Source organism: Ruegeria sp. HKCCA5929 (assembly GCF_013034525.1).
Classification (GTDB): Bacteria; Pseudomonadota; Alphaproteobacteria; order Rhodobacterales; family Rhodobacteraceae; genus Ruegeria.
In genome coordinates, this window is the sequence record NZ_WQGE01000003.1 from 263,490 (window position 1) to 285,435 (window position 21,946).

Sequence of the window (21,946 nt, forward strand, 5' to 3'; positions counted from 1 at the left end):
CTGAACCGTATGGGATTCCTACTAGCCGATACTTGACTTTGGTTAGGCAGACAGATTCTTTGCTTAGCCGTCTGCCTCGTCCATCAATCCGCGTATCCAGCGCCCTGCCAGCCATGTCGCTGGAATGCCCAAAGGGACGGACCACAGAAGTGCGGGAACAGGTTCAATCGCTCCAAACCCGGCGCTGTGTAAAATTAAACCCAGCAAAAACAGATTGATAGCCACGGTCAGTGCCGTGGCGGGATAAAGCAGAATGGCCAGCTTCCAAACCGGCCATTTGCCGTCAGTGGCTGGTGCCTTCCGAGAAGGTGATTTTGTTCCAGACATTGTACTTTCCAGATGGTTTTCGCATCGGCAGGCGACGGACTTCTTCCAGCGTTTGCGCGTCATAGACGATCACCGCGCCATCATCTTCCCAGATCGAAACCAGCGCGTGGCTACCATCTTTGGTGAACTCCACATGAGCCACGGTTTTGCCTGGCGCGGGGCGCAGAGTTTTCACGATTTCAAGGCTCTGCTTGTCGATCACATGCATCGCATCCTTGTTCGGGCCAAAGAACACGTCGGCCCAGACATAAGGTGAATTTTCATGACTGCGCATGAAGAACCCCGGTCCTTCCGTCTTGATCCGCTTGACGGTTTCCCAGCTTTCCATGTCGATCACGGATACGGTACCATCGGTCAGATGGGGCGTGGCCATCACGGTCGTATCGCCATGCTTCCATGTAATACCGGACCCAAGATGCGGCATCCCCGGCAGGTCAAGATCAGCCACCTTGTGACCGATCACCAGATCAATCACCTGACCGCCTTTGCCATCACGTGACGCCCCCATGACAAACTCATAGCTCTGGTCGAAAAAGAAATCGTCCAGATAGTCGGGCGTGGTGATCTTGCGCACGGGGAAGGGGTTGGGATTCTTGAACTGACCTTCAATGCGGAAATCATGCCCGATACCAAATTGTGGCGGGTTGGCCCCGTAGAACACCTCCCAAATTTCGGGCACGTCCTTCAGGGCCAAAACAAAGCTCTCCCGCGGTGGGGCCTGATAGACGGCAGACACCCTGCTGGGCACGCCTTTCTTGCTTTTGACTTCAATGACAGTGGCAACCGAGAGGTCCGCGGTCGACAGCAGGGACAGGCTGTTGGGCAAGTAATTTGCAACGGCCACCCATTTTCCGTCGCCTGACATGGCGATGTTGCGACTGTTGAGGCCCGCGCGAACGCGTCCAACCTGCTTCAACGCCCAGATGTCGTATTTCTGAACCCAGCCATCGCGGGACATGATGAAAACGTATCGGCCATCTGGGCTGAATTTTGGCCCGCCATGAACGGCAAAAGGGGTCTCGAACCGGTCCAGCACTTCAAACGTGTCGCCATCCAGAACGCTGACGTGATGATCACCGGTCTCCACCGCCAGCGTGATGTTCATCGGGTCACTATCCCACACGGGTGCTTCGACCGGGGTGTAATCCTCGTCCAGAATACGGCTGGCCATGATGTCAGCTTCACCCCATTCCGGGTCGCTCTCAAGCGGAGATTTTAGCCACCCCGCCAGTTCTTCGATCTGCAAAGCGTCGAGCTCATGTGAAAACGCAGGCATCTGTGTCGCGGTGCGGCCCTCGGCGATCACCGCTGCAACCCGCGGCCCCCGCATTCGCTTTAACGTCTCGGGGATCAAAGCTGGCCCAACGCCGCCCAAGCGGTTCTCGCCATGGCATGGCGCGCAGTGCTCAGCGTAATCCGCTGGCGCGTCGGCCCATGCCGAACCAGCCGTCAGAACGGAACACAACAGTCCGATCTTCATCTTTTTCCAAATACTCCCGCCGGAGGCTCCCGCAGGCTCCACAGGTGGCACGATTTGCCGGAACAGGGAGGGGTTATCCAAAGAACTGATGCGCCGGATCATGGCTTTTCCCCCGGAAAGGCGTGACCTGCAGGCGCTCTCCCGCGTCATCCACGCCGATTTTTTCATTTGAAAGGTAACAGGCCGGATCTTCGGCCCAGGGATCGCCGGTCAGTTGCAAGGCGCGAATACGCGTGTTGCCACCGCAGACGTCCTTCAGCTCACACGCACCGCAGCGACCTTTTAAGGGGCGTGGGCGAGTTCGTAACATGGCCAGCATCGGGTCATCGCTGGTCCAAAGCTCCGAAAACGGTTTGGTTTTTACATTGCCGACCGTGTAATCGGACCAATATGTGTCCGGATGAACCCGACCCAGATTGTCGATATTGGCGACTCCCAAACCGCTGGAGTTTCCACCCCATGCGGCCAGATGCTCGCGGACATGGGCAGCCTTCTCGGCATCGAAATGCGCGCGGATCCAGTTCAGGAAATACCCTGCATCGGCGTCATTGTTGCCGGTCACGATATCCAACGCTCGCCCGCCTGACGCGGCCTCCCACGCGCGCTCCAACAGTAGGTCCAATCCCTTGCGTGTGCGCTGGTGTTCGGCATCTTCGCCTCGGTTCTTGTCTCCCCGCCCAGCATAGACGAGGTGAGACAAATAGAACTTATCGACCCCTTCATCATCACAGAGCTTTAACAAGTCAGGCAAGTGATGCTGCGTGCCTTCGGTCAGGCAGAACCGCAGGCCGACCTTGATGCCGCGCTTTTTGCACTCTCGCACGCCGCGCAAGGCGTCGGCAAAAGCGCCCTCGACGCCACGAAACCAGTCATTCGTCGCTCCAATTCCATCCAGCGAGATGCCGACGTAGTTGAAACCCACATCGGCAATCATGTCGGCGGTTTCATCATAAATCCGCGTACCGTTGGTCGACAAAGCCAGCATCGGCACCAGATCACGGGCACGTTTGGCGATGTCGAAGAAATCGAACCGGTCAAGCGGCTCCCCACCCGAGAGGATCAAGGCCGGGACGCGAAACTGGCCAAGATCCTCAAGGGTTACCATGGCTTGCTCATGGCTGAGCTCACCGGGGAACGCCACATCCGCCGAGACGGTATAGCAATGGCGGCATTTCAGGTTGCAGCGTCGCGTCAGGTTCCAGATCACCACAGGTTTCACTGGGCCGGGGCGGCGTTTGCGCACCGGAGTCGGGGTGACGAGTTGGTGCATGTATTCTGTCAGGCGGAACATGTCTCAGCCTTTCTTTCTCAGGCGCAGACCGGTCTTTTTCAGGATGCGCGTGGAATAGAGGATGTCCTTGGCCCGGCAGGCATCGCCCAGAATTGCAGCGATTTCGGCGCGCTTTTGTTCAACCTCATCAGGGTTGGCACCATGCACCATGGCAAACAAGTTATAGGGCCAGTCAGGCAGGGCGCGGGGCCGTTCATAACAATGGGTCACAAAGGGCAGGGCGCCGATCTGTGCACCCAACTTGGTGATGCTGGCATCGTCCACATCCCAAACGGTCATGCCGTTCGATGTCATGCCAAGTTTGTAGTGATTTGGGGCCGCAGCAATGCGACGGATCACACCGCGTGCTTTCAGGGCTGTCAGCCGTTCAAGCAGATCGGTTTCCTGAAGCCCAAGATCCTTGGCAACCTGCGCATACGGGGTCGGCGACAAGGGTAAGCCCCCTTGCAACGCCTCGATAATCTGTCTGTCGGTTGCATCGATCATGCTGCCACCCGGAAGCCAATGAAAAATTCCTGGAGTTTGGGGAAACGGAGAACATCGATCCCCGTTTCCCGTTCGATGGCATCGGCGGCGGCCTCGATCCCCTCAGGTGTTTCGGTGGCCAGCACGAACCACATGTTCAGCCGGTGCGTACGTTCATAATTATGGGCGACCTCCGGGTGCGCATTGACTTTGGTCAGGACGGTTTCGAAATTTTCAGTCGGTACAGCCATGGAGCACAAGCAGAAGGCCCCGCCCATGGCGGCTGCGTCGAAAAACGGGCCAAAGCGCGTGATAACGCGGTCTTTCTTCAGCCGTGTCAGACGCTCCAGCAGCTCGGTTTCGGACAGGCCAAGCTCGTCGGCCACTGCCGCAAAAGGATGAGAGGTGAGCGGCAGATCGTCCTGCATCCGGTTCAGGATCGCGCGGTCCTTGTCGTCCAGAGTCATGCGGCAACCTCCCGCGCTTGAATCAACGCCCCGGTCTGCTTGAAACAGCGGGTCGAAAACAACACCTTATTCCGCGCGCCAGCCAGTTCGGGCAGCTCCATTGCACCGGCCAGCACGTCCAAAGCCTCGTTCCGGGTCCGGGCGTGGATCATCGAATAGAGGCGATAGGGCCAGACATCTTCGACCGGATTGCGCTCATAGCACAGAGTGACACCGGGATAGGCAGCCAGCGCTGGCCCGGCAGTGTCAATTTGTTCCGCAGGCAAGTCCCAAACAACCATCGCATTGGCAGACCACCCCAGTGCCCGGTGGCGCACGATAACGCCGAGCCGAGAAATGATACCGGCAGTGTGCAAGGCGGCGATCCGTGCCATCACGTCATCCACGTTCCGGTTCAAGGAACGGGCCAGAGCCTCATAGGGCTCTGCGACCAGTGAAAGGCCCGAGCTGAGTGTCTGCAGCAAACAACGATCCCCATCGCGCATGGCTGATGCGTCTACTTTGCGCGCACTAGGAACGTTCTTGGCGCCAGCAGTCATGCGAAACCCAAGGTCCACGTTGAACGGTCGGACCAGGCGCAGATCCAGCACCCGCAACCCCGAGGTCCGGCTGATCCGGGCCAGTGTCTCGTTGACATGTTCGCGGTCCGGGCCTGTTGCGACAAACCAGAGGTTCCATGCATCTTCACGCTGATAATTGTGGTTCACCCCAGGTTCGGCATCGATCAGGGCGGCAACTTCTTCCAACCGATTTTCCGGTGCGGACACAGCTGCCAGAGTGCTGGCTGTCACCGCGCCGGGCGTGATGGTTGCGCCAACCCGCGTGATGCGACCGGTGGCACGCATCCGGGTCAGACGGTCAAGTACTTCGGTTTCGTCCAGCCCCAGCGCGTCTCCCAGCACTTGAAATGGGCGCTCTGTGATCGGGAAATCGCGCTGAAAGTCGTCCAACAGGCGGCAATCAATCGGGTCGGTGATATGCTGCATCCATCAAAGCCCCGTTTTGTGCGCGCGGGCCGTGAAGAAGATGCCCGAAGGGCTGTCGGCGTCGATTTCGCGCAATTTCTCAAACGTTTGCGTGTCGTAGACCATCACCTTGTTGGCGTCGCGCACGCTGATCCAGACTTCATGCCCGCGTGGTGTGAATTCCATATGCAGTACCGCAGGGCCGGGCTTGAATTCGTGAATGATCTCTTTGCTGACGCTATCGATCACTTGAATGGTGTCGTTCAGCGGGTGGGCGAAATTGACCCAAACCTGTCGCCCGTCCGGGCGCGCCATGGCAAAAACCGGCTGGCCGTGCGTTTTGGTGCGCCCGGTTTCGGACAAAGTGTCGGCATCGACCCACAGCACCTCGTGATGACCCACTGCAGGCAGAACGAATTCGCGCCCGGTCAGCGCCCAGCCTTCCAGATGAGGCATCTTGTAGACGGGCATTTCCTCTTGCCCGCGCCCATAATCAGGCAGCACACGGATGGGTTCCGGGGTGTCGGCCCACAGATCAAGCGCGGTCAGGCCGTCTTCGCCAAACAGGCCGGTGATATAGGTGCGGCCATTGGCGGTGATCAGCGCGTCATAGGGGTTCTTGCCCATGTCAGGTATCTTGGTGATCGCGGGTTCGCCTTCGGCGAAGTTGGCAATCCAGGTCTCGCCCGTGTCCCACATGGTGAAGACAAACCGACGTCCTGGCGCGTCCACAAGACCGATGGTTTTGCTGTCGGTGGGGATGTCCGCAACCATTTCCAACGTGTCAGCATCAAACACCCGCACACCACCGGGCTCATAATTCGACACGGCAACAAGTGTACCGTCGTCCGAGATGGCACCGCCAATGGCGTTCCCCGCTTGAACAACGCGGTTCACGATCTGGCGGGTGACGATGTCAACCTTGGTCAGCCCGCCGTCACGGCCAAAGACATAGGCAAATCGTTCATCAGGCGAATAGACCAGCGAGGCATGGGACAAATCGCCCAAACCTTCGATACGAGCCAGAGCTGCCCGGTCCGATTGATCGACCAACAGGACCGATCCCTTGGCGCGTTCGATCACAAGACCAAGATCGCCGGTCGCTGTGGGTTCGGCGTGTGCGGTGGTCAACATCAATGAGGCTGCAAGGCCGAGTATGAGGTGTTTCATTGTGCCTCCTGTTCCAGCAGGTAGCGGGCAATCCATTCGGCCTCTTCCTCGCTGATCAGAGGTCGCCATGGGGGCATCGCGGTGTCTGGGATGCCATCAAGGATGACGCCGGTCAGGACGTCCGCATCATAATGTTTCAACGTCTCGCTGCGCAGATCGGGGCCGAGACCGCCTTTAAGCGACAAACCGTGGCAAGATCCGCAATCCTGATGGACTAGGCGTTTCAGGGCGTTGGGGTCGAGGGTGTCAGCGGCGAAGGCGGATGTTGCGATGAGCACAGCCGTTGTCAGCAACACCGACGGCATCGAATGCCGTCGCGCGACAGGGCGCTGCGCGCCACATCCTGCCGCAACTGTTCTGCGTCCCAGCTTAGCCATTGGCTTGCTCCAAAAGCTCGGCCACGGGCCGTTCGGCATAAAGCGATACGACCTTGCCAATTATAAAGAGCGTGGGTGCTTTTAACCCGGCCTCGCGCACGTCAGTGGCTAATTGGTCCAACCGAGATACCATGCGGCTTTCACCCGGTGTGGTCGCTTTGCCGACGGCAAGAACCGGGGTGGATCCCGGCAGATTTTCCGTCATCAGACCCATGGCGATCTGGCCGATATTGGCAACACCCATATAAACCACCAGCGTCGAGTCCGGATCGGCCAGACGTTTCCAGTCGAGGTCCAGCACCTTGTCGGCCTGACGGTGCCCGGTGACATACTGCACCGAGGTCGCCAGACCGCGATGGGTCAGTGGAACGCCGGTAGAAGCGGACGCACCCTGTGCCGCCGTAATGCCCGGCGCATATTCGACAGCGACACCGTGGGCCATCAGATAAGCGGCCTCCTCTGAGCCGCGGCCAAATATCATCGGATCGCCGCCTTTGAGACGGGCAACCGTGTGACCCGCACTGGCCTCTTCCAGCAGAATTTCGTTGATGCGGTCTTGTGGAACCGTGTGGCATTTAGGTGCTTTGCCAACCGGGATCAGCCGTGCCCCCTCGGTGTGCAAGTTTAGAATGTCGGCAGACACCAGCCGATCATAGACCACTACATCTGCTTCTTGCAGCATCCGCAATGCGCGCAGGGTCATCAGCTCGGGATCGCCAGGGCCTGCGCCAATCAGAAAAACCTTACCGCTCATGTGCAAACTCGCTTGGTCTGAATGTCATCGAAACCCGGATCTGCCTTGCGTAAACGGGACGTCGCTGGGCCTGCCGGGCGTGTCATGAGAACAAGGTGGCGCAATCGCAAACCGACCTCCTTGACATAAGTTAAGGAGCGCGGGATTTGCGCCCGCGCTCCTGTTTTCTTGCCTGTATTTTATTGCTTTAGGGTTCGACGGTGATCATTCCGATCATGTTCTGTGTTTCCCAATGCGGGCCGCACAAATATTCCTGCGGGCCGGGTGTGAGAAACGTCAGGTCGACTGTTTCCTCAGGGAACAAACGGTCGCTTTCGGGTTCGCTGCCGTCTTTCAAAAGAACCGAATGGCTGGTGCGTTTATCGACATTCACCCAGCGGACAGTTGTGCCTGCCTTCACGGTCAGCTCAAACGGGCAGAAATTGTATTTATACATCAGCACCACTTGGGCGTCCTCGACGGCGGATGAAGGCTGATCAAACAGCTCGACATAACGGTCTTCCGCCTCGGCACACAGTTCGGCGGTTTCATCCGCCCAGGCTGGCGCGGCCAAAAGCAGCAGCGCGGGAAGAAGGCGTTGGGGTTTCATAGTCCATGTCTCCCTTCCAAAGTGACGGGGGCCGGATGACCCGGCCCCGATCCGTTATTGTTTGACCACGTTGATGAATGCACTGTCGTCGTCCAGCGCGAGACTGGTGTTCAGCGTCACATGGTGGAACCGGGCAGCGCTGAAGTCGTCGTGGATCGCAAAGCCAACGGTATAAGTCTGGCCTGCTTCCAGCGGCACATCACCGGGCGCGCCAGAGTTCAGCGGGCGAGTGAAGACCACCGTCCACATACCGCCGGACAATTCAGCCGACGCGGCGATTTCACCGTCATTGACCACGCGCTGTTCCAGCAGATAGCCGTTAGTGGCGCTGCCGTCTGCATAGACGCGCATCAGGTCAAGATAGGTGCCATCGGCCAGATACTGCTCGATCTGTTCCGCAGCCTGCAGCTTGTCCCAACCGCCCAGTGCCTTGCCACGTCGACCTTTGATTTCGACATCCGTGCGGCTTTCGCTGATGTATTTGGTAACAGTGTCCTGCGTATTTAGACGACCGGCTACGTCACCATTGGCGCCGATTGCCTCGGCACCGGGATCAAACGGCATATAAGAGTTGTCCGCGTGGCAAGACGCCCAGCAGCCCACTTGTTCGCCCAACTCGATACCTGTGCCGGTGATCATCATGGCGACCTTGATCTGGTTGTCGGGATCCATCTTGCCGCCGTCCACAAACGGGGCAGGGTTGTGGCCCGCATCCGGCCATTGCAGGCGGATATACAGGTTTTCGTCGTCATGCGCCGCCTGAACAGTTGCGTCGATCACACCGCGTTTTCCGGGGATCGGTGTTGGTTCAAGCTCGCCGCCTGCAACGATCTTGTTGCCGATCGTGTCCAGTTCCTTGGCGTGGCATGTGGTGCACTGATCGCCACCTTTGGTCAGGGGCCGCGCCCCGCCGTGGAACTTGCCGTTCTGTACCCACTCAAACGAAGCCTGACCGGGATAGAACAGTTTCAGATCTGCACTGGCAACCGCGTTCCAGTCGATGTTGGTTGCGATATCTCCACCACCGCCTGAAGGGGCCGCGGCTTCTTCTCCAGCTGCTTTAGCTCGTTCTTCTGTGACAGCAGCGTCGACAGCGGCTGCGATCTGCGCCTGAACGGCCTCTTGCTGTACTTTTTTGGCAGCTTTTTCTGCTTCGGCTTCAGCGGCTTCCTGGGCTTCAATCTTCTCGAGGCTTGCCAGATACTCGGCTGGGATCTCACGAATGAACGCTGGGTTTGGGGCTTCAAGCTCTTCGAGATATTCCTCGTCAGCCCGGTCACGGGCGTCCGAATGCGCAATCCCCTTGTGACAGTCGATACAAGTTTGACCGACCGTCATTGCGTTCAGATGCTGCTGACGCGCGCGGGGTTTCTGAAACTCGGGCATCATCGATTCAAAATCGTGACAGTTGCGGCATTCGCGCGAGTCGGTGGCTTTCATCCGTTCCCATTCGTTCATGGCCAGATGAACGCGTTTGGCCTCGAACTTCTCGCGGGTGTTGATGGATCCGACCATCTTGCCATACAGCTCTCTGGACGCCTTTATCTTGCGGATCATCTTGTGGGTCCAGTCCTTGGGCACGTGGCAGTCTGAACAGACAGCCCCTACGCCGGACCGGTTCACATCGTGGATCGTGCCGGTGTATTCCTCGTAGACGAAATCGCGCATCTCGTGGCACGAGACGCAGAATTCCTTGGTGTTTGTGGCTTCCATGGCGGTGTTGAACCCACCCCAGAAGATGATACCGGCAGCAAAGGCTGCGGCAATGCCGGCCACGGGCATCCCCCATAGGAAATACCGGCGCCAGATCGGTGGTTTTTTATCAGGTTCGGAGGTCATATCCGGGCTCCGTCTTGGCTGTCTTGACTGGCGCGGCGTGTCAGGCCGACGCGATTAGCTGATGGGGAAAACGAAGAAAGGGCGGGCGAGGGGCCCGCCCTTTCTGGTTCTAGTGTCAAACCCGTCAGGTGACGTGGTTCGACCGGTTGTAGACGTTGAACTTGCCGGTGGGCGCAAACAGTCCCTTCACGCGGCCAATCTCTTCCAGCGTCTTGGCGTCGAAGATCACAATCTCACCGTTTGGTTCTTTCGAGGTCGAACGGTTCCACTTGGAAACCCAGACCTCGGAACCATCCTGGTTGAACTCGAAGTGGACGGCGACGTTGCCTTCCTCTTCAGTGATCTGGATCGTTTTCACGATCTCACCGGTTGCCTTGTCGATGACCTGCACCGATTGCTGGATCTCAGGCTCGGGGTGCTTGGTCTGGTCAGCCCAGATGTAGTCTGATTCCGGGTGTGTCCGGATGAACAGACCGGGTCCGTCAGTTTCGACTTCGTAGCAGACCTTCCAGGCATCATCCGGGCGACCTTCAGGGTCGTTGCTCCAAACGGTCACGGTGCCTTCGCCCAAGTGGGTTGTACCGGCAACAGGGCCGCAGTTCGGGTCATCCCAGTTGGCGCCCGGGCCGGGGTGCGGCAGCGGCGCGGTGTCGATCAGAGCTTCCAGCTTGTGGGTTTCGGTATCGACCACAACCATCTTGTTCGACGCGTTTGCGGCGATCTGGAAGTAACGGCCGGTCGGGTCAAAGAACCCGTCATGCAGGAACTTGGCGCTGTCGATCTTGTCGATCCGCAGGTTTTCCAGATCGGTATAATCGACCTGCCACAACTGACCCAGTTCTTTCACGGCAACGATCCAGGTGGGTTCGTTTGGCGTAGTGTAGATCGCAGCCACGCGGGCCTCTTCCACATAATCCCCATCGACGTTGTAGCCGCGGGTCGAGACAACCTTCTTAGGCTCCATGGTTTCAGCGTCGACAATGGCGAAGTGCGGCGGCCAATAGGCCCCACCGATCACGTATTTACCGTCGCCCGAAACGGCCACATCGCGGGCGTCATAGCCAATGGTCACTTCTGCCACCAACATGTTCTCGGGGTTCTGCCACAGGTCGATCTTGGTCATCTTGCCGTCGCGACCCATCGTGTACCAGAAGCGGCCCGGGTTTTCGGGTTCTTCCAGTTTATGGTGTTCGGAGGCTTTCAGAACGTGCACGGCGTAACCCGTCGGGATGTGCGCCAGGACTTCCTTGGTGTCACCGTCGATCACGGCCACCTTGCCCACGTCACGCTCGATGACAACGAAGAAGTTTTCCCAGTTGCGGCCATGTAGTGGCTCGGTCGGGTAGTCCTCGGGTTCAACATAGACCTTGCGTGTCGCCATCATCTGTTCAAGCGACATTTCCGGTGGCTGGGGCGGCTCCATCTGGATGTAGGTTGCCATATCGCGGATTTCTTCTTCGGACATAACGTCCGAGAAGTTGTTCATCCCGCCTTCGGTCCCCCAGGCGATGATCTTTTCAAGCCGTTCCTGACCCAGCTTCAGGGTGCCGGATTCGGTTACGGTACCGTCGGCGTTTTTGGTTTCCACCAATGGCTCAAGGCTTTTACCTGTCGCCCCTTTGCGCAGCACGCCGTGACAGCCGGCGCAGCGTTCAAAGTACAGTTGTTTGGATGATTCAAAGGCTTCCTTGCTGAGAGTTGGCTCTTCGGCGAAGGTTGGAGCAGCGACGCTGCCCAACAACATTGCCAATCCGACCCCCAATGCGCGGCCAGTTTTGTTGTAGCTGATTCCAAGTGACATGATCACTCTCCATTTGCGTGGTGAGGCAAGGCAGAGACTGAGCCATCACGGAGATGTCATCCTTGACCAAAGTCAACGGCAGGGGCGCAAACTGAGACTTAAAGGCAATAATTCAACTGTTGAAACACCAATAAAACTTGAGAATTTCGCACATGTTTAAGCGATGCTTGATTTCGGTTAAGGCCGCGTAAGACCCGCCGCGATAGAGCTTGCGTAACCACTGGTGAGGCTATGGAGAGCGGTCATGGCGTCTGTGATAAAACGCGTTTTCAGTGAGGGATTTCGGGTCTTTTTCCTCTTGGCGGGTCTTTATGGTGTGTTCGCAGGTTTAGCTTGGGGCGCATGGTTGGCTTCGCTGGACGGTCTGTTGCCATTTTGGGATCAAAGCTATGCCATGCCACCGGTTATGTGGCACGCCCATGAAATGCTATTTGGCTATGCGACAGCAGCCTTGGGTGGGTTTTTCCTGACCGCTGTTCCAAATTGGACCGGTGCCCCCGAGGCACGGGCACGCTTTATTACTGTTGTCGCGTTTCTATGGATTGCCGGGCGGGTGGCCGTCTGGTTTTCAGGTTCATTGTCGCCCTTGCTCGTGGCCTTTTTGGATCTGATTTTTGTGCCAATTCTGGCACTTAAAGTTGCGAGTCAGTTGTTCCGTCGACCCAAGCCGCAAAACATGGTGTTTGTGTATCTTCTGGGTTTGATCTGGATCGCCAATCTGTTGGTCCATCTGGAATGGATCGGAGCAACCACTGATACGTTGAACACAGGGGTCCGGGCGGGGTTGCTTGCTCTTTGCTCGATGATCGCGATTCTGGGCGGCCGGATCACACCAGCTTTTACCCGCAATGCAATGAAACGCGCGGGTCAGCCAGAGGCGTCCTGGCCTGTTTCGGTGCCGCAGCTAGACAAGGCGGCGATGTTTCTGGCGCTGCTTCTGCCTTTGCTTGTGCTGACGCTGCAAACAAGTCCAGTGGCAGGTGTTGTTGCTCTGGTGTTGGGCTGCGTGCAACTATCGCGCATGGCCCGTTGGAGAGCACGATGGGCTATGCGCCAGCCAATCCTTCTGGCTTTGTTTTTAGGTCTCGGAATGTTGGCTCTTGGACTGATTCTTTGGGGGCTGGCAGCTATTGGGTTTGGCAACGAGGTTGGTGCGATTCACCTGCTGGGGATCGGTTGCGTGGGCGGCATGACCCTCGCGGTCATGAGCCGCGCTGCTCTGGGTCACAGTGGCCGCCCGCTTGTTGCACCGTCTCCGATGGTGATTGCTTATGGGTTGATGGCCGCTGCGGCTTTGGTGCGTTGGTTGGGGTCAGAGCTGACAGGCGGCTATATGACCGCCATGTTGATGGCTGACGGCCTTTGGATTGCAGCTGTTGGGCTGTATGTCTTCGCAATGTGGCCTGCTTTGACAGGACCTCGGGTGGCAAAGGCGCTTTGAGCCCAACTGGCTCTCCGAGACCTAGCATTCGGAAATCAGCGGGCGCTCATTCTTGATATGCCGAGAGACTAGAGCGCGTGCGCGCCTGCCCTTATCCGGGATTTGTCTTGCTGGCTGTGGGATGTAGTTTGGTTGCGCAAGCTCTGGAAATAGTTCGAGGATTTCAGCGCGCGCGTCCGAGTGGATACTGGCCATGGCCTGGGCACCGGTGAACAGGCTCTCGGATGGGGCGCCTTCGGAATAGATGATCTCGTGCTGGTCGAACAGAATATGAAAATAGACGACGTCTTGCGCCATCACGTCCACATTTATGCCCGGAATGCCAACCAGTTTGTGCGCCGGAACCAGAACTTCTGCGCTGTCGAACATTCGAACGGCGATGGGTGAACGAAGCATCATCCGATGTTGAGGCGAGACCAAGAGGTCCCGTTCCGGCAGCCCTTTGCCAAGGCTTCCAGCTGCTATCCGAATTGGCAGAAGTTTTGGGCGCGCGGCCAAATCGGTCGCATCCAACACACGCGAACCAATCCAGCGTATTTCTTGCGGCCCGTTATCGGCTGTCACAACAAAATCCCCGACATGCAGATCTTCTATGGAAACAGGGCCATCTGGTGTCGTGATCCGTGTTCCGGCCACGAAGCAGGGGACATCTATGATCGCGGTAGGGTCTGATGTGTCCGGTGCGTTGGTCGGTGTTACGTTTGACCTGACAAAGGAATAAGTCGTTCCGGCCACCAGAGGTTCTGAAGTGATGTATCCGACCAGATTACCTTCAACCTCGACACGGAATACGTCTATGGTGCCGCCACCCGGCTTGCTGAGGCTGTACGATTCCTCGAGATAGATCGCACCTGTGTCTATCGTGACAGAACCATCAAGGTTGGTTACGACACCGGTCTGGGTCAGGTCATCGCCAAATTCGTTATTGAACCGATCGCCGTTAAAGTCTGTCCCATTGTCGGGGGCGCCATTGACCAGCGTACCCCCGGCCGCGTCAGTTACATCAAAGACCCGTCTATCTGTCGCGGCATCGTAAGTCCCCGAAAGCGTGATATTGCCGGTGTTAAACCCAGTGAAGTTTAGTGAAATAACCCCCGGCACATAGCCGATATATGAATAGTTCGCCATCGATTAACCCGTCACTATTTTACTGCTGATCCGAAGCGTTGGCACACTCTCCGGCTACTCTCACGCGATATCAGTTAACATCGTGTGATTTTAAGTCAATTTCTGGGCGCGATTTGGGTGCTCATAAAGAACTTTAGAGACATCATCGCGTCACATCCAATGTCTTGACTTTCGTTAAGGCATGGATGCGCGCCGCCCGCCATGCTGACAACACTAGCTAATCTGCGCAAAGGAGAGCGCGATGCGAGAAGTCATGACAAAGAGCATGGCTCGCAACATATTCTATGGCGGGTCACTGTTCTTCATCCTCATCTTTCTGGCCCTGTCGGCCCATTCGCACCTGTATATCGTTAATTCGGAAAACGCCGCCAAACTTGATGAAAGCGTGATCCGCGGCAAGCATGTCTGGGAAAAACACGCCTGTATCAACTGCCATACGATCCTTGGGGAAGGGGCTTACTATGCCCCCGAAGTGGGCAATGTGATGACCCGCTGGGGTGTGCTGGATGACCCGGAATCGGCCTTTGAATCCCTCAAGGGCTGGATGGAAGCACAACCGACCGGCATTCCCGGCCGCCGGCAGATGCCCAACTTCAACCTCAGCGACGAAGAGATCCGCGACCTGACCAACTTCCTGATCTGGACGGACAATATCGACGCTCAGGACTGGCCGCCCAACGAGGCAGGCTGAGAAAGGGAACGGAGCAATGAAATACGAATCCCAAAAAATCGCCTATGCCTACTTTGCGGTAGCTATGGCCTTGTTCGCAATACAGGTGATCGGCGGCCTGCTGGCCGGTTTCATCTATGTATTCCCAAACTTCCTGAGTGAGCTTCTGCCATTCAACATCGTTCGGATGCTGCACACCAACTCTCTGATCGTCTGGCTGCTGCTCGGCTTCTTCGGTGCGGCGTACTTTCTGATCCCGGAAGAGACCGAGCGCGAAATCCATTCGCCAACGCTGGCCTACCTTCAGCTGATCATTCTTGTGGTCGGTACATTAGGTGTGGTCGTAACTTATGTCTTCAACCTGTTTGAAGGCAACTGGTTGTTGGGCAAAGAGGGGCGCGAGTTCCTTGAACAACCCAAATGGGTCAAGGCGGGCATCGTCGTGGCCGCGCTGATGTTCCTCTACAACGTGTCGATGACCGTTTTGAAGGGCAAGAAGACCGCCATCTCCAACATCCTTCTGTTGGGCCTTTGGGGGCTGGCTTTGCTGTTCCTGTTTGCCTTCTACAACCCCGGCAACCTGTCCCTGGACAAGCAGTACTGGTGGTATGTTGTCCACCTGTGGGTGGAAGGCGTCTGGGAGCTTATCATGGCTTCGATCCTGGCCTACCTGATGCTGAAGCTGACCGGTGTGGACCGTGAGATCGTCGAAAAATGGCTGTATGTCATCGTCGCCGCCGCGCTGTTCTCGGGCATCCTTGGCACAGGGCACCACTATTACTGGATCGGTACACCTGCATACTGGCAGTGGATCGGGTCGATCTTCTCCAGCCTTGAGGTGATCCCGTTCTTTGCAATGATGGCCTTTGCCTTCGTCATGGTTTGGAAGGGCCGCCGCGACCACCCCAACAAGGCTGCGCTGCTGTGGTCGCTGGGCTGTGCCACGCTTGCCTTCTTTGGTGCCGGTGTCTGGGGCTTCCTGCACACGCTGCATGGGGTGAACTACTATACCCACGGCACGCAGATCACTGCAGCACACGGTCACCTGGCCTTCTACGGCGCCTATGTCTGCCTCAACCTGGCGATCTTCACCTACGCGATGCCAATCCTGAAAAACCGGGATCCGTACAATCAGGTACTGAACATGGGCTCGTTCTGGCTGATGACCAGCGGCATGGTCTTCATGACCTTCGTGCTGACCTTCGGTGGTACCGTGCAAACGCACATGCAGCGCGTGGTTGGTGACTATTTCATGGATGTGCAGGACCAAATCGCAGTCTTCTACTGGATGCGTCTTGGTTCCGGTGTGGTTGTTGTTCTTGGTGCACTGTTGTTCATCTACTCGATCTGGGTGCCCCGGAAAGAGGTCATTGAACCCGGCGCAGCTGAAACCCCTGCGGAGTGATGGATATGGACGGCTCCATGAAACTGAATGAGGGGGCGGCGAACGCCCCCTTCTACCTGCCCCAAGGCGATGAATGCGATGTGTTCTGCGCCGCGTATAACAACGACCTGCCGGTTCTGCTGAAAGGTCCGACAGGCTGCGGAAAGACCCGCTTTGTGGCCCACATGGCGGCTAAACTCGGCCGCCCGCTTTACACCGTGGCCTGTCATGATGATTTGGCCGCAGCCGACCTGATCGGGCGCTACTTGCTGAAAGGTGGCGAAACCGTCTGGGTCGATGGCCCCCTGACCCGGGCGGTGCGCGAAGGCGCGATCTGCTACCTCGACGAGGTGGTCGAGGCCCGTAAGGACGTCACCGTCGTCCTACACCCGCTGACCGACGACCGACGCATCCTGCCGATTGACCGCACAGGTGAAGAGCTTGAGGCCGCGCCCGGCTTCATGCTGGTGGCTTCATATAACCCCGGATATCAGAATATCCTGAAAACCCTGAAACCCTCGACCCGTCAGAGGTTTATCTCGCTCGAGTTCGACTTCCCGTCGCCTGAAATGGAAGCGCAAGTCGTCGCTCAGGAAAGTGGTTTGCCGCTGGAACGCTGCAAACCACTGGTGCGACTGGCGAACAAGCTGCGCGGGCTCAAGGGTCAGGACCTTGAGGAAGGCGTTTCCACCCGTCTGGTCGTTTATGCCGCGACGCTGATCGCGCAAGGCATGTCCACTGACCGCGCCATCCTCGCCGCTATGGTTGAACCTCTGACAGATGACGAGGACATCAAACGCGGGCTCCTCGATCTTGTCACGGCTGTCTTTGGGTGAGGCCGGCCGATGGTCAAGATCGACTTTGAGCCATGGGAACCCGAAGAAACGATCGGGAAACTGTGGCACACCCTTGCCAGCCGCCTCGATGCACCCCAAGTGCATGAAGGAGCCGCGGTTGACCTGTCTCAGGTCGCGGGGCGGCTGGCTGTCCTCTTTCGAGGACTTGGGGGTAGCCCGGGCGTAGAATTACGCCCGGTCTCACCCGAGGTTTCGCGCCACCGTTTAAGTTGGCGCCGCCGATTGGCGACTGAGGCCGAACTGATGCCCCGCGCATCGTTTGACGGTGAAGTGCTTCGGCTACCGGATCGCCTGGCTGTGTTCCCTGCGCGTGAAGCAAATGGCGCGCTTTATGTCTGGCTGGCCGCGGCTGCGGCTCATGCCGGAACCCGCATCGACGAAGATGACCCATTACGCGCTGACCTGCGCGCCCTGATCGCTGCTCAACATATGGTCGATGCAACACTAGAAAATGCGCCGGGGCTACGTCCGCTTTATATCGAGCTGTGCAAAGGCGTTCTGCATCACCGTGACATTCCCGACCTGCCGCCCGATGAAGCAGCAGTGGAAGAGCTTGTCCGTCATATGCTTGGCGATCCTGCCCTTCTGTCTTCAAGGGCAGAGCATCTTCTGGCGCTGGATGATGACGAACTGGCTGCGCCGCGGGGCTATCAACATTTCCGACCGGTTCCCCTGTGGCCCGAATTGCGGGCGGTTGGGTTTTCAGAACATAACGAGGTGGAAAACCCCGAGACCGAGGGCGAACCTGAAGAATCTGGTGAGAAAACCCATCGGGCCCGCCGCCGAAAATCCGATCAGGCCGAGCGCAGCGACAGTTTCATCCTGCACAAATTCGAAGCGATCCTCAGCTGGGCCGAGTTCCTGAATATCAACCGCCGCATCGATGACGACGATCCTGACAATGCCAAGAAAGCCGCTGACGATCAGGAAGAGATCGGCTTGGGCCAGATCTCAAAAGCGCCGCCGACCAAATTGAAATTGCATCTGGACCTTGCGCCCGAGGATGTGAACCGCGAACGCTTGTCAGGTCGGATCCTGTACCCTGAATGGGACGTGCGTACCGGGCAATACCTGCCGGATCACGTCAATGTCCTGCTTTCAGATGCCGACATCCGAGAAGACGCGGCTGAGTTTGGCAAGGATCCCGCCACGGCCCGCCGTATCCGTGCTGTGAAACGCCAGTTCGAGGCTCTCCGCCCCGGACGGGTGATGACCCGCGGCCATCTGGACGGAGACCAGCTGGACATTGAGGCTGCGGTACGCGCCGAGACCGAGCGAAGGGCGAGCGGCGAAGCAAACGAACGCATCTGGATGCAATCGCGCCCCGAAGCCCGTGATCTGGCGGTGTCGATTCTGTTGGATGTCAGCCGCTCGACCGAAAGCGCGGTCACAGGCCGCGCCGTGATTGACATCGAACGCGAGGCTTTGGCCGCGCTTGCCTGGGGTCTGAACGCCTGTGGCGACGATTTCTCCATCCACGCGTTCAGTTCGCTGAAACGTCAACGTGTTTATGTACAACGCTGTAAACGGTTCGATGAACCAATGGGGGCTAAGGTCGAGCTACGCATTGCCTCACTGCGACCCGGTCACTACACCCGGCTCGGCGCGGCGATCCGCCATTGCTCTGCCGATCTGGCCAGCCAATCCCGCAAGCGCCGTTTGCTGCTGGTTATTACAGACGGCAAACCCAACGATCTCGACCATTACGAAGGTCGCCACGGTATTGAAGACACCTGCATGGCGGTACGTGAGGCGCGCCGTGCCGGGCAATCGGTTTTTGGCGTAACCATCGACAAAACCGGCAAAAGCTGGTTCCCACGCATGTTCGGTCAGGGCGGTTTCGCGGTCATTCCCGATCCACACCGCCTGACCATGGCTCTGCCACAGATCTACCGCCAACTGGTCGGGGCATGAGCGACGCTTCCTTGATCGACGAGCTTCCCGGCGAGTTGCTGATGTGGGTTCTGATCATATCGGAACTGCTGGTCTTCGGTGCGGGCCTTATTGCCTTTATGGGCGTGCGGCTGACCGATCCTGTGGGCTTTGCCGAGGCGAAATCGCATCTCTACCGCACCGGAGCTGCCTTCAACACTGCGGTGCTGGTTACGTCAGGTTACCTTGCCGCGCAAGCTCTGCACTGGCGCCGCGCTGCGGAACGGTTCAAAGTACGGTTTGCACTTGTGTTTGCGGCTGCGTTAGGGGTTGTATTCCTTGTTATCAAAGGCGCGGAATACGCTGGAAAGGCTGAACAAGGCATCACGTATGAAACCCATCCCTTCTTTCTGTTCTATTACCTTTTGACTGGCTTCCACGCCGCCCATGTCTTGGCCGGGGTCGGACTCCTTCTCTTGGTGGCCTGGCGCGACGATCCGCGCAACATCGAGGCAGGCGCGCAGTTCTGGCACATGGTCGATCTGGTCTGGATCATGTTGTTCCCCGTGATCTACCTGTTGGGATAAAAAGATGCCCGCGTCTTCATCTTTTCACAAATACTCCCGCCGGAGGCCCCCGAACGTACTCACACGCGCGTGGTTCACCCTGTTGGCGCTCAGCATAACGTCGGCGCTGCTGACCATGTTACCGCTTGGATCTACAATCGTTGGTGCAGGTATTCTGGGCCTTGCGCTTCTCAAATGCCGCATCATCCTGGCGCAGTACCTCGACCTTGCAACCAGCCCGGCCTGGCTGCGAGGGTTTTCCGTTGCGCTGAAAGGCTTTGCACTGATCGTCTTCGTCCTCTATCTGCTCTGAACAAAAATGTGCCGCCCCGAAGGGCGGCAGTTTTTCAAGCAAAGGGGTGCTTTGAACTATTGTGCGGCCATTGGCATGCGCGCGATCTGACAGCGCTGCCATAGGGCTGACAGCGCACCGACGAGTTGATCGATATCCTCGTCGGTATGAATCGGTGACGGCGTGATCCGCAACCGCTCGGTGCCTTTGGGAACGGTGGGATAGTTGATGGGCTGGATGTAGATGCCGAATTCTTCCAGCAGGGTGTCCGAGATGAACTTGCATTTCACCGGATCGCCAACCATCACCGGGATGATGTGGCTGGGGTTGGGCAAATGCGGAATGCCTTCGACGTCCAGCCGGGCCCGAACCTGTGCTACCCGTTGTTTTTGCAAGTCACGTTCCGTGGTCGATTGCTTCAAATGCTGGATTGAGGCCGCAGCGCCTGCCGCGATGGATGGCGGTAATGCGGTGGTGAAGATAAACCCGCTGGCAAAGCTGCGCACGAAATCGCACAGTGCGACAGAGGCAGCGATATACCCACCCACCACACCAAAAGCCTTACCCAGCGTACCTTCAATAACGGTCAAACGATCCATAAGCCCTTCGCGTTCGGCAATACCGCCTCCGCGTGGGCCATAAAGACCAACTGCGTGGACTTCGTCCAGATAGGTCATTGCGCCGAATTTGTCGGCCAGATCGCAAATCTCTTTGATCGGGGCAATGTCGCCATCCATCGAATAGACAGACTCGAATGCGATCATCTTGGGCGCGTTGGGATCGGCGGCGGCCAGTTTGGCTTCCAGATCCGCAAGGTCGTTGTGTTTCCAGATCACCTTCTGCGCCCGTGAGTGGCGGATGCCTTCGATCATCGAGGCATGGTTCAACGCATCAGAGAAAACTATCAGACCCGGGATTTTCGCAGCCAGCGTCCCCAACGCGGCCCAATTTGAAACATAACCCGAGGTAAACAGTAGCGCCGCTTCTTTGCCATGCAGATCAGCCAGTTCAGCCTCAAGTACCACATGGTCATGGGTGGTGCCTGAAATGTTGCGGGTTCCACCTGCTCCAGCACCGCAGCGCTCCAGGGCATCGTGCATCGCAGTGATCACCGAGGGGTGCTGACCCATGCCCAGATAATCGTTCGAACACCAGATTCGAACGTCCCGCTGAACCGGTCCATCCGTCTGCCGCGCATTCGGAAACGCCCCACAACGTCGTTGCAAATCGATGAAAACGCGATAATTGCCTTCATCTTTCAAAGTGTCGAGGCTCTGGCTGAAAAAACGCTCGAAGTCCATCTGACGTACTCCCCGGATAACTGGCTTTGAGCTGAATTTAAGGCAGTCGACTTGGTCGTGACATGACAATTGTCAAGTTTCGGCGCAAGAATAGGGCTGGCAACACTAAGCGTGCTTTGGCATAGCTTTGCCCAGGGATGCTAACCCGGGGTCGGCCCGGAACGGACTAACAGGGGGATGCCTGCATGTCGCATGAGGCACAAAAGGCAATCGCACGCCAATCACTGCTATTGCGCAGCCTGCCCGAGCAGCATGTCGATACTTTGTTGCGTCAGGCCGTCTGGCGAAAATATGACCGGGGCGAGACGATTTTTCTTCAAGAGGAAGAAGCTAAAGCCGTTCACGTCGTTCTGGCCGGTTGGGTCAAGCTGTTCCGGGTTACACCTACGGGTGCGGAAGCGGTCGTCAGTGTTTTCACGCGAGGCGATAGTTTTGGTGAGGCCGTGGCCCTTCGGGATGTACCGTACCCAGTCTCGGCCGAAGCAGTGTCACCTTGCGAAGTGATGCACATTCCCAGCCCCGTACTGTTGGCGCTGATGCGGGAAGACGCGGAAATAGGTGTATCGATCCTGGCGTCTACCTTTACACACCTGCATTCTCTTGTTGCGCAGCTCGAGCAGCTCAAGGCGCAAACGGGCGCGCAGCGCGTTGCAGAGTTCCTGCTGAATCTATGTGAAATCGAAAGCGGTGCGTGCGAAGTAGAGCTGCCCTACGACAAGATGTTGATAGCTGGCCGTCTGGGAATGAAACCCGAAAGCCTGAGCCGCGCGTTTTCACGTTTGAAGTCTGTCGGTGTCAAGATTAACAGAAATCATGCCGATATCGCGGATATTGACGTTTTGCGCGATTATGCGGAAAGCGACCCGAGCGAGAGATAACCTCGGAGACTCGTAAATCGAAGTCACGTCGA

Annotated in this window: 22 protein-coding genes; 8 read left to right on the forward strand and 14 right to left on the reverse strand. The window is 57.5% G+C overall.

Annotated elements, in window-relative coordinates; genetic code table 11:
- Window positions 1–63: 63 nt before the first annotated feature.
- The 12 genes from GOV90_RS10065 to GOV90_RS10120 form a co-directional block, all read right to left on the reverse strand.
- On the reverse strand, window positions 64–327 hold the full coding sequence (locus GOV90_RS10065; protein WP_171094584.1) for a hypothetical protein: 264 nt from the start codon (window positions 325–327) through the stop codon (window positions 64–66).
- Window positions 284–1,807 carry a nitrite reductase gene (locus GOV90_RS10070; RefSeq protein ID WP_171094586.1) on the reverse strand — a complete coding sequence of 508 codons (1,524 nt, stop codon included), beginning with the start codon at window positions 1,805–1,807 and terminating at the stop codon, window positions 284–286. The genes GOV90_RS10065 and GOV90_RS10070 overlap by 44 nt, the downstream gene beginning before the upstream one ends.
- Window positions 1,808–1,880: 73 nt before the next feature.
- Complete coding sequence (gene nirJ / locus GOV90_RS10075; protein ID WP_171094588.1) at window positions 1,881–3,098, reverse strand: heme d1 biosynthesis radical SAM protein NirJ; 1,218 nt, start codon at window positions 3,096–3,098, stop codon at window positions 1,881–1,883.
- A gap of 3 nt (window positions 3,099–3,101) precedes the next feature.
- On the reverse strand, window positions 3,102–3,584 hold the full coding sequence (locus GOV90_RS10080) for an AsnC family transcriptional regulator (RefSeq protein ID WP_171094589.1): 483 nt from the start codon (window positions 3,582–3,584) through the stop codon (window positions 3,102–3,104).
- Window positions 3,581–4,030: an Lrp/AsnC family transcriptional regulator gene (locus tag GOV90_RS10085; protein ID WP_171094591.1), complete on the reverse strand. Its 450-nt coding sequence runs from the start codon at window positions 4,028–4,030 to the stop codon at window positions 3,581–3,583. The genes GOV90_RS10080 and GOV90_RS10085 overlap by 4 nt, the downstream gene beginning before the upstream one ends.
- Window positions 4,027–5,016 (reverse strand): AsnC family transcriptional regulator, encoded by a 990-nt coding sequence (locus GOV90_RS10090; protein WP_171094593.1) that lies wholly within the window; start codon window positions 5,014–5,016, stop codon window positions 4,027–4,029. Before GOV90_RS10090 ends, GOV90_RS10085 begins: the two co-directional genes overlap by 4 nt.
- Before the next feature lie 3 nt (window positions 5,017–5,019).
- Window positions 5,020–6,165, reverse strand: a complete 1,146-nt coding sequence (locus GOV90_RS10095; protein WP_171094595.1) for a cytochrome D1 domain-containing protein — start codon at window positions 6,163–6,165, stop codon at window positions 5,020–5,022.
- Window positions 6,162–6,470: a cytochrome c gene (locus GOV90_RS10100; RefSeq protein WP_171094961.1), complete on the reverse strand. Its 309-nt coding sequence runs from the start codon at window positions 6,468–6,470 to the stop codon at window positions 6,162–6,164. Before GOV90_RS10100 ends, GOV90_RS10095 begins: the two co-directional genes overlap by 4 nt.
- A gap of 64 nt (window positions 6,471–6,534) precedes the next feature.
- Window positions 6,535–7,296, reverse strand: coding sequence for a uroporphyrinogen-III C-methyltransferase (gene cobA, locus GOV90_RS10105; RefSeq protein ID WP_171094596.1), 762 nt, complete (start codon window positions 7,294–7,296; stop codon window positions 6,535–6,537).
- A 187-nt stretch (window positions 7,297–7,483) separates the two neighbouring features.
- Window positions 7,484–7,885, reverse strand: coding sequence for a plastocyanin/azurin family copper-binding protein (locus tag GOV90_RS10110; protein WP_171094598.1), 402 nt, complete (start codon window positions 7,883–7,885; stop codon window positions 7,484–7,486).
- A gap of 54 nt (window positions 7,886–7,939) precedes the next feature.
- Window positions 7,940–9,724: a NapC/NirT family cytochrome c gene (locus GOV90_RS10115; RefSeq protein WP_171094600.1), complete on the reverse strand. Its 1,785-nt coding sequence runs from the start codon at window positions 9,722–9,724 to the stop codon at window positions 7,940–7,942.
- A 124-nt stretch (window positions 9,725–9,848) separates the two neighbouring features.
- Window positions 9,849–11,525, reverse strand: coding sequence for a cytochrome D1 domain-containing protein (locus tag GOV90_RS10120; RefSeq protein ID WP_171094602.1), 1,677 nt, complete (start codon window positions 11,523–11,525; stop codon window positions 9,849–9,851).
- A 244-nt stretch (window positions 11,526–11,769) separates the two neighbouring features.
- Between GOV90_RS10120 and GOV90_RS10125 the strand changes: the two genes are divergently transcribed.
- Entirely contained in the window at window positions 11,770–12,966 is a 1,197-nt protein-coding gene (locus tag GOV90_RS10125) for an NnrS family protein (RefSeq protein ID WP_171094604.1), read from the forward strand.
- A 21-nt stretch (window positions 12,967–12,987) separates the two neighbouring features.
- Here GOV90_RS10125 and GOV90_RS10130 read toward each other — a convergent pair whose 3' ends face one another.
- On the reverse strand, window positions 12,988–14,094 hold the full coding sequence (locus GOV90_RS10130) for a Hint domain-containing protein (RefSeq protein WP_171094606.1): 1,107 nt from the start codon (window positions 14,092–14,094) through the stop codon (window positions 12,988–12,990).
- A gap of 241 nt (window positions 14,095–14,335) precedes the next feature.
- Between GOV90_RS10130 and GOV90_RS10135 the strand changes: the two genes are divergently transcribed.
- The 6 genes from GOV90_RS10135 to GOV90_RS10160 are packed head-to-tail and all read left to right on the forward strand — an operon-like array spanning window position 14,336 to window position 19,756.
- Window positions 14,336–14,785 carry a cytochrome c gene (locus tag GOV90_RS10135; protein ID WP_171094608.1) on the forward strand — a complete coding sequence of 150 codons (450 nt, stop codon included), beginning with the start codon at window positions 14,336–14,338 and terminating at the stop codon, window positions 14,783–14,785.
- A 16-nt stretch (window positions 14,786–14,801) separates the two neighbouring features.
- Entirely contained in the window at window positions 14,802–16,169 is a 1,368-nt protein-coding gene (locus GOV90_RS10140; protein WP_171094611.1) for a cbb3-type cytochrome c oxidase subunit I, read from the forward strand.
- Window positions 16,169–16,984 (forward strand): CbbQ/NirQ/NorQ/GpvN family protein, encoded by an 816-nt coding sequence (locus GOV90_RS10145; RefSeq protein WP_171094613.1) that lies wholly within the window; start codon window positions 16,169–16,171, stop codon window positions 16,982–16,984. The genes GOV90_RS10140 and GOV90_RS10145 overlap by 1 nt, the downstream gene beginning before the upstream one ends.
- Before the next feature lie 9 nt (window positions 16,985–16,993).
- Entirely contained in the window at window positions 16,994–18,919 is a 1,926-nt protein-coding gene (locus GOV90_RS10150; RefSeq protein WP_171094615.1) for a nitric oxide reductase activation protein NorD, read from the forward strand.
- A complete protein-coding gene (locus GOV90_RS10155) occupies window positions 18,916–19,464 on the forward strand; it encodes a cytochrome c oxidase subunit 3 (protein WP_171094617.1) in 549 nt (182 codons plus the stop codon). The genes GOV90_RS10150 and GOV90_RS10155 overlap by 4 nt, the downstream gene beginning before the upstream one ends.
- A 4-nt stretch (window positions 19,465–19,468) precedes the next feature.
- Entirely contained in the window at window positions 19,469–19,756 is a 288-nt protein-coding gene (locus GOV90_RS10160; protein ID WP_171094619.1) for a nitric oxide reductase F protein, read from the forward strand.
- 56 nt (window positions 19,757–19,812) lie between these two features.
- Here the strand turns inward: GOV90_RS10160 and hemA are convergent, their stop codons facing one another.
- Complete coding sequence (hemA, locus tag GOV90_RS10165) at window positions 19,813–21,036, reverse strand: 5-aminolevulinate synthase (protein WP_171094621.1); 1,224 nt, start codon at window positions 21,034–21,036, stop codon at window positions 19,813–19,815.
- A gap of 185 nt (window positions 21,037–21,221) precedes the next feature.
- Here hemA and GOV90_RS10170 point away from each other — a divergent pair, with 185 nt between their 5' ends.
- On the forward strand, window positions 21,222–21,914 hold the full coding sequence (locus GOV90_RS10170) for a Crp/Fnr family transcriptional regulator (RefSeq protein WP_171094622.1): 693 nt from the start codon (window positions 21,222–21,224) through the stop codon (window positions 21,912–21,914).
- Window positions 21,915–21,946 lie beyond the last annotated feature (32 nt).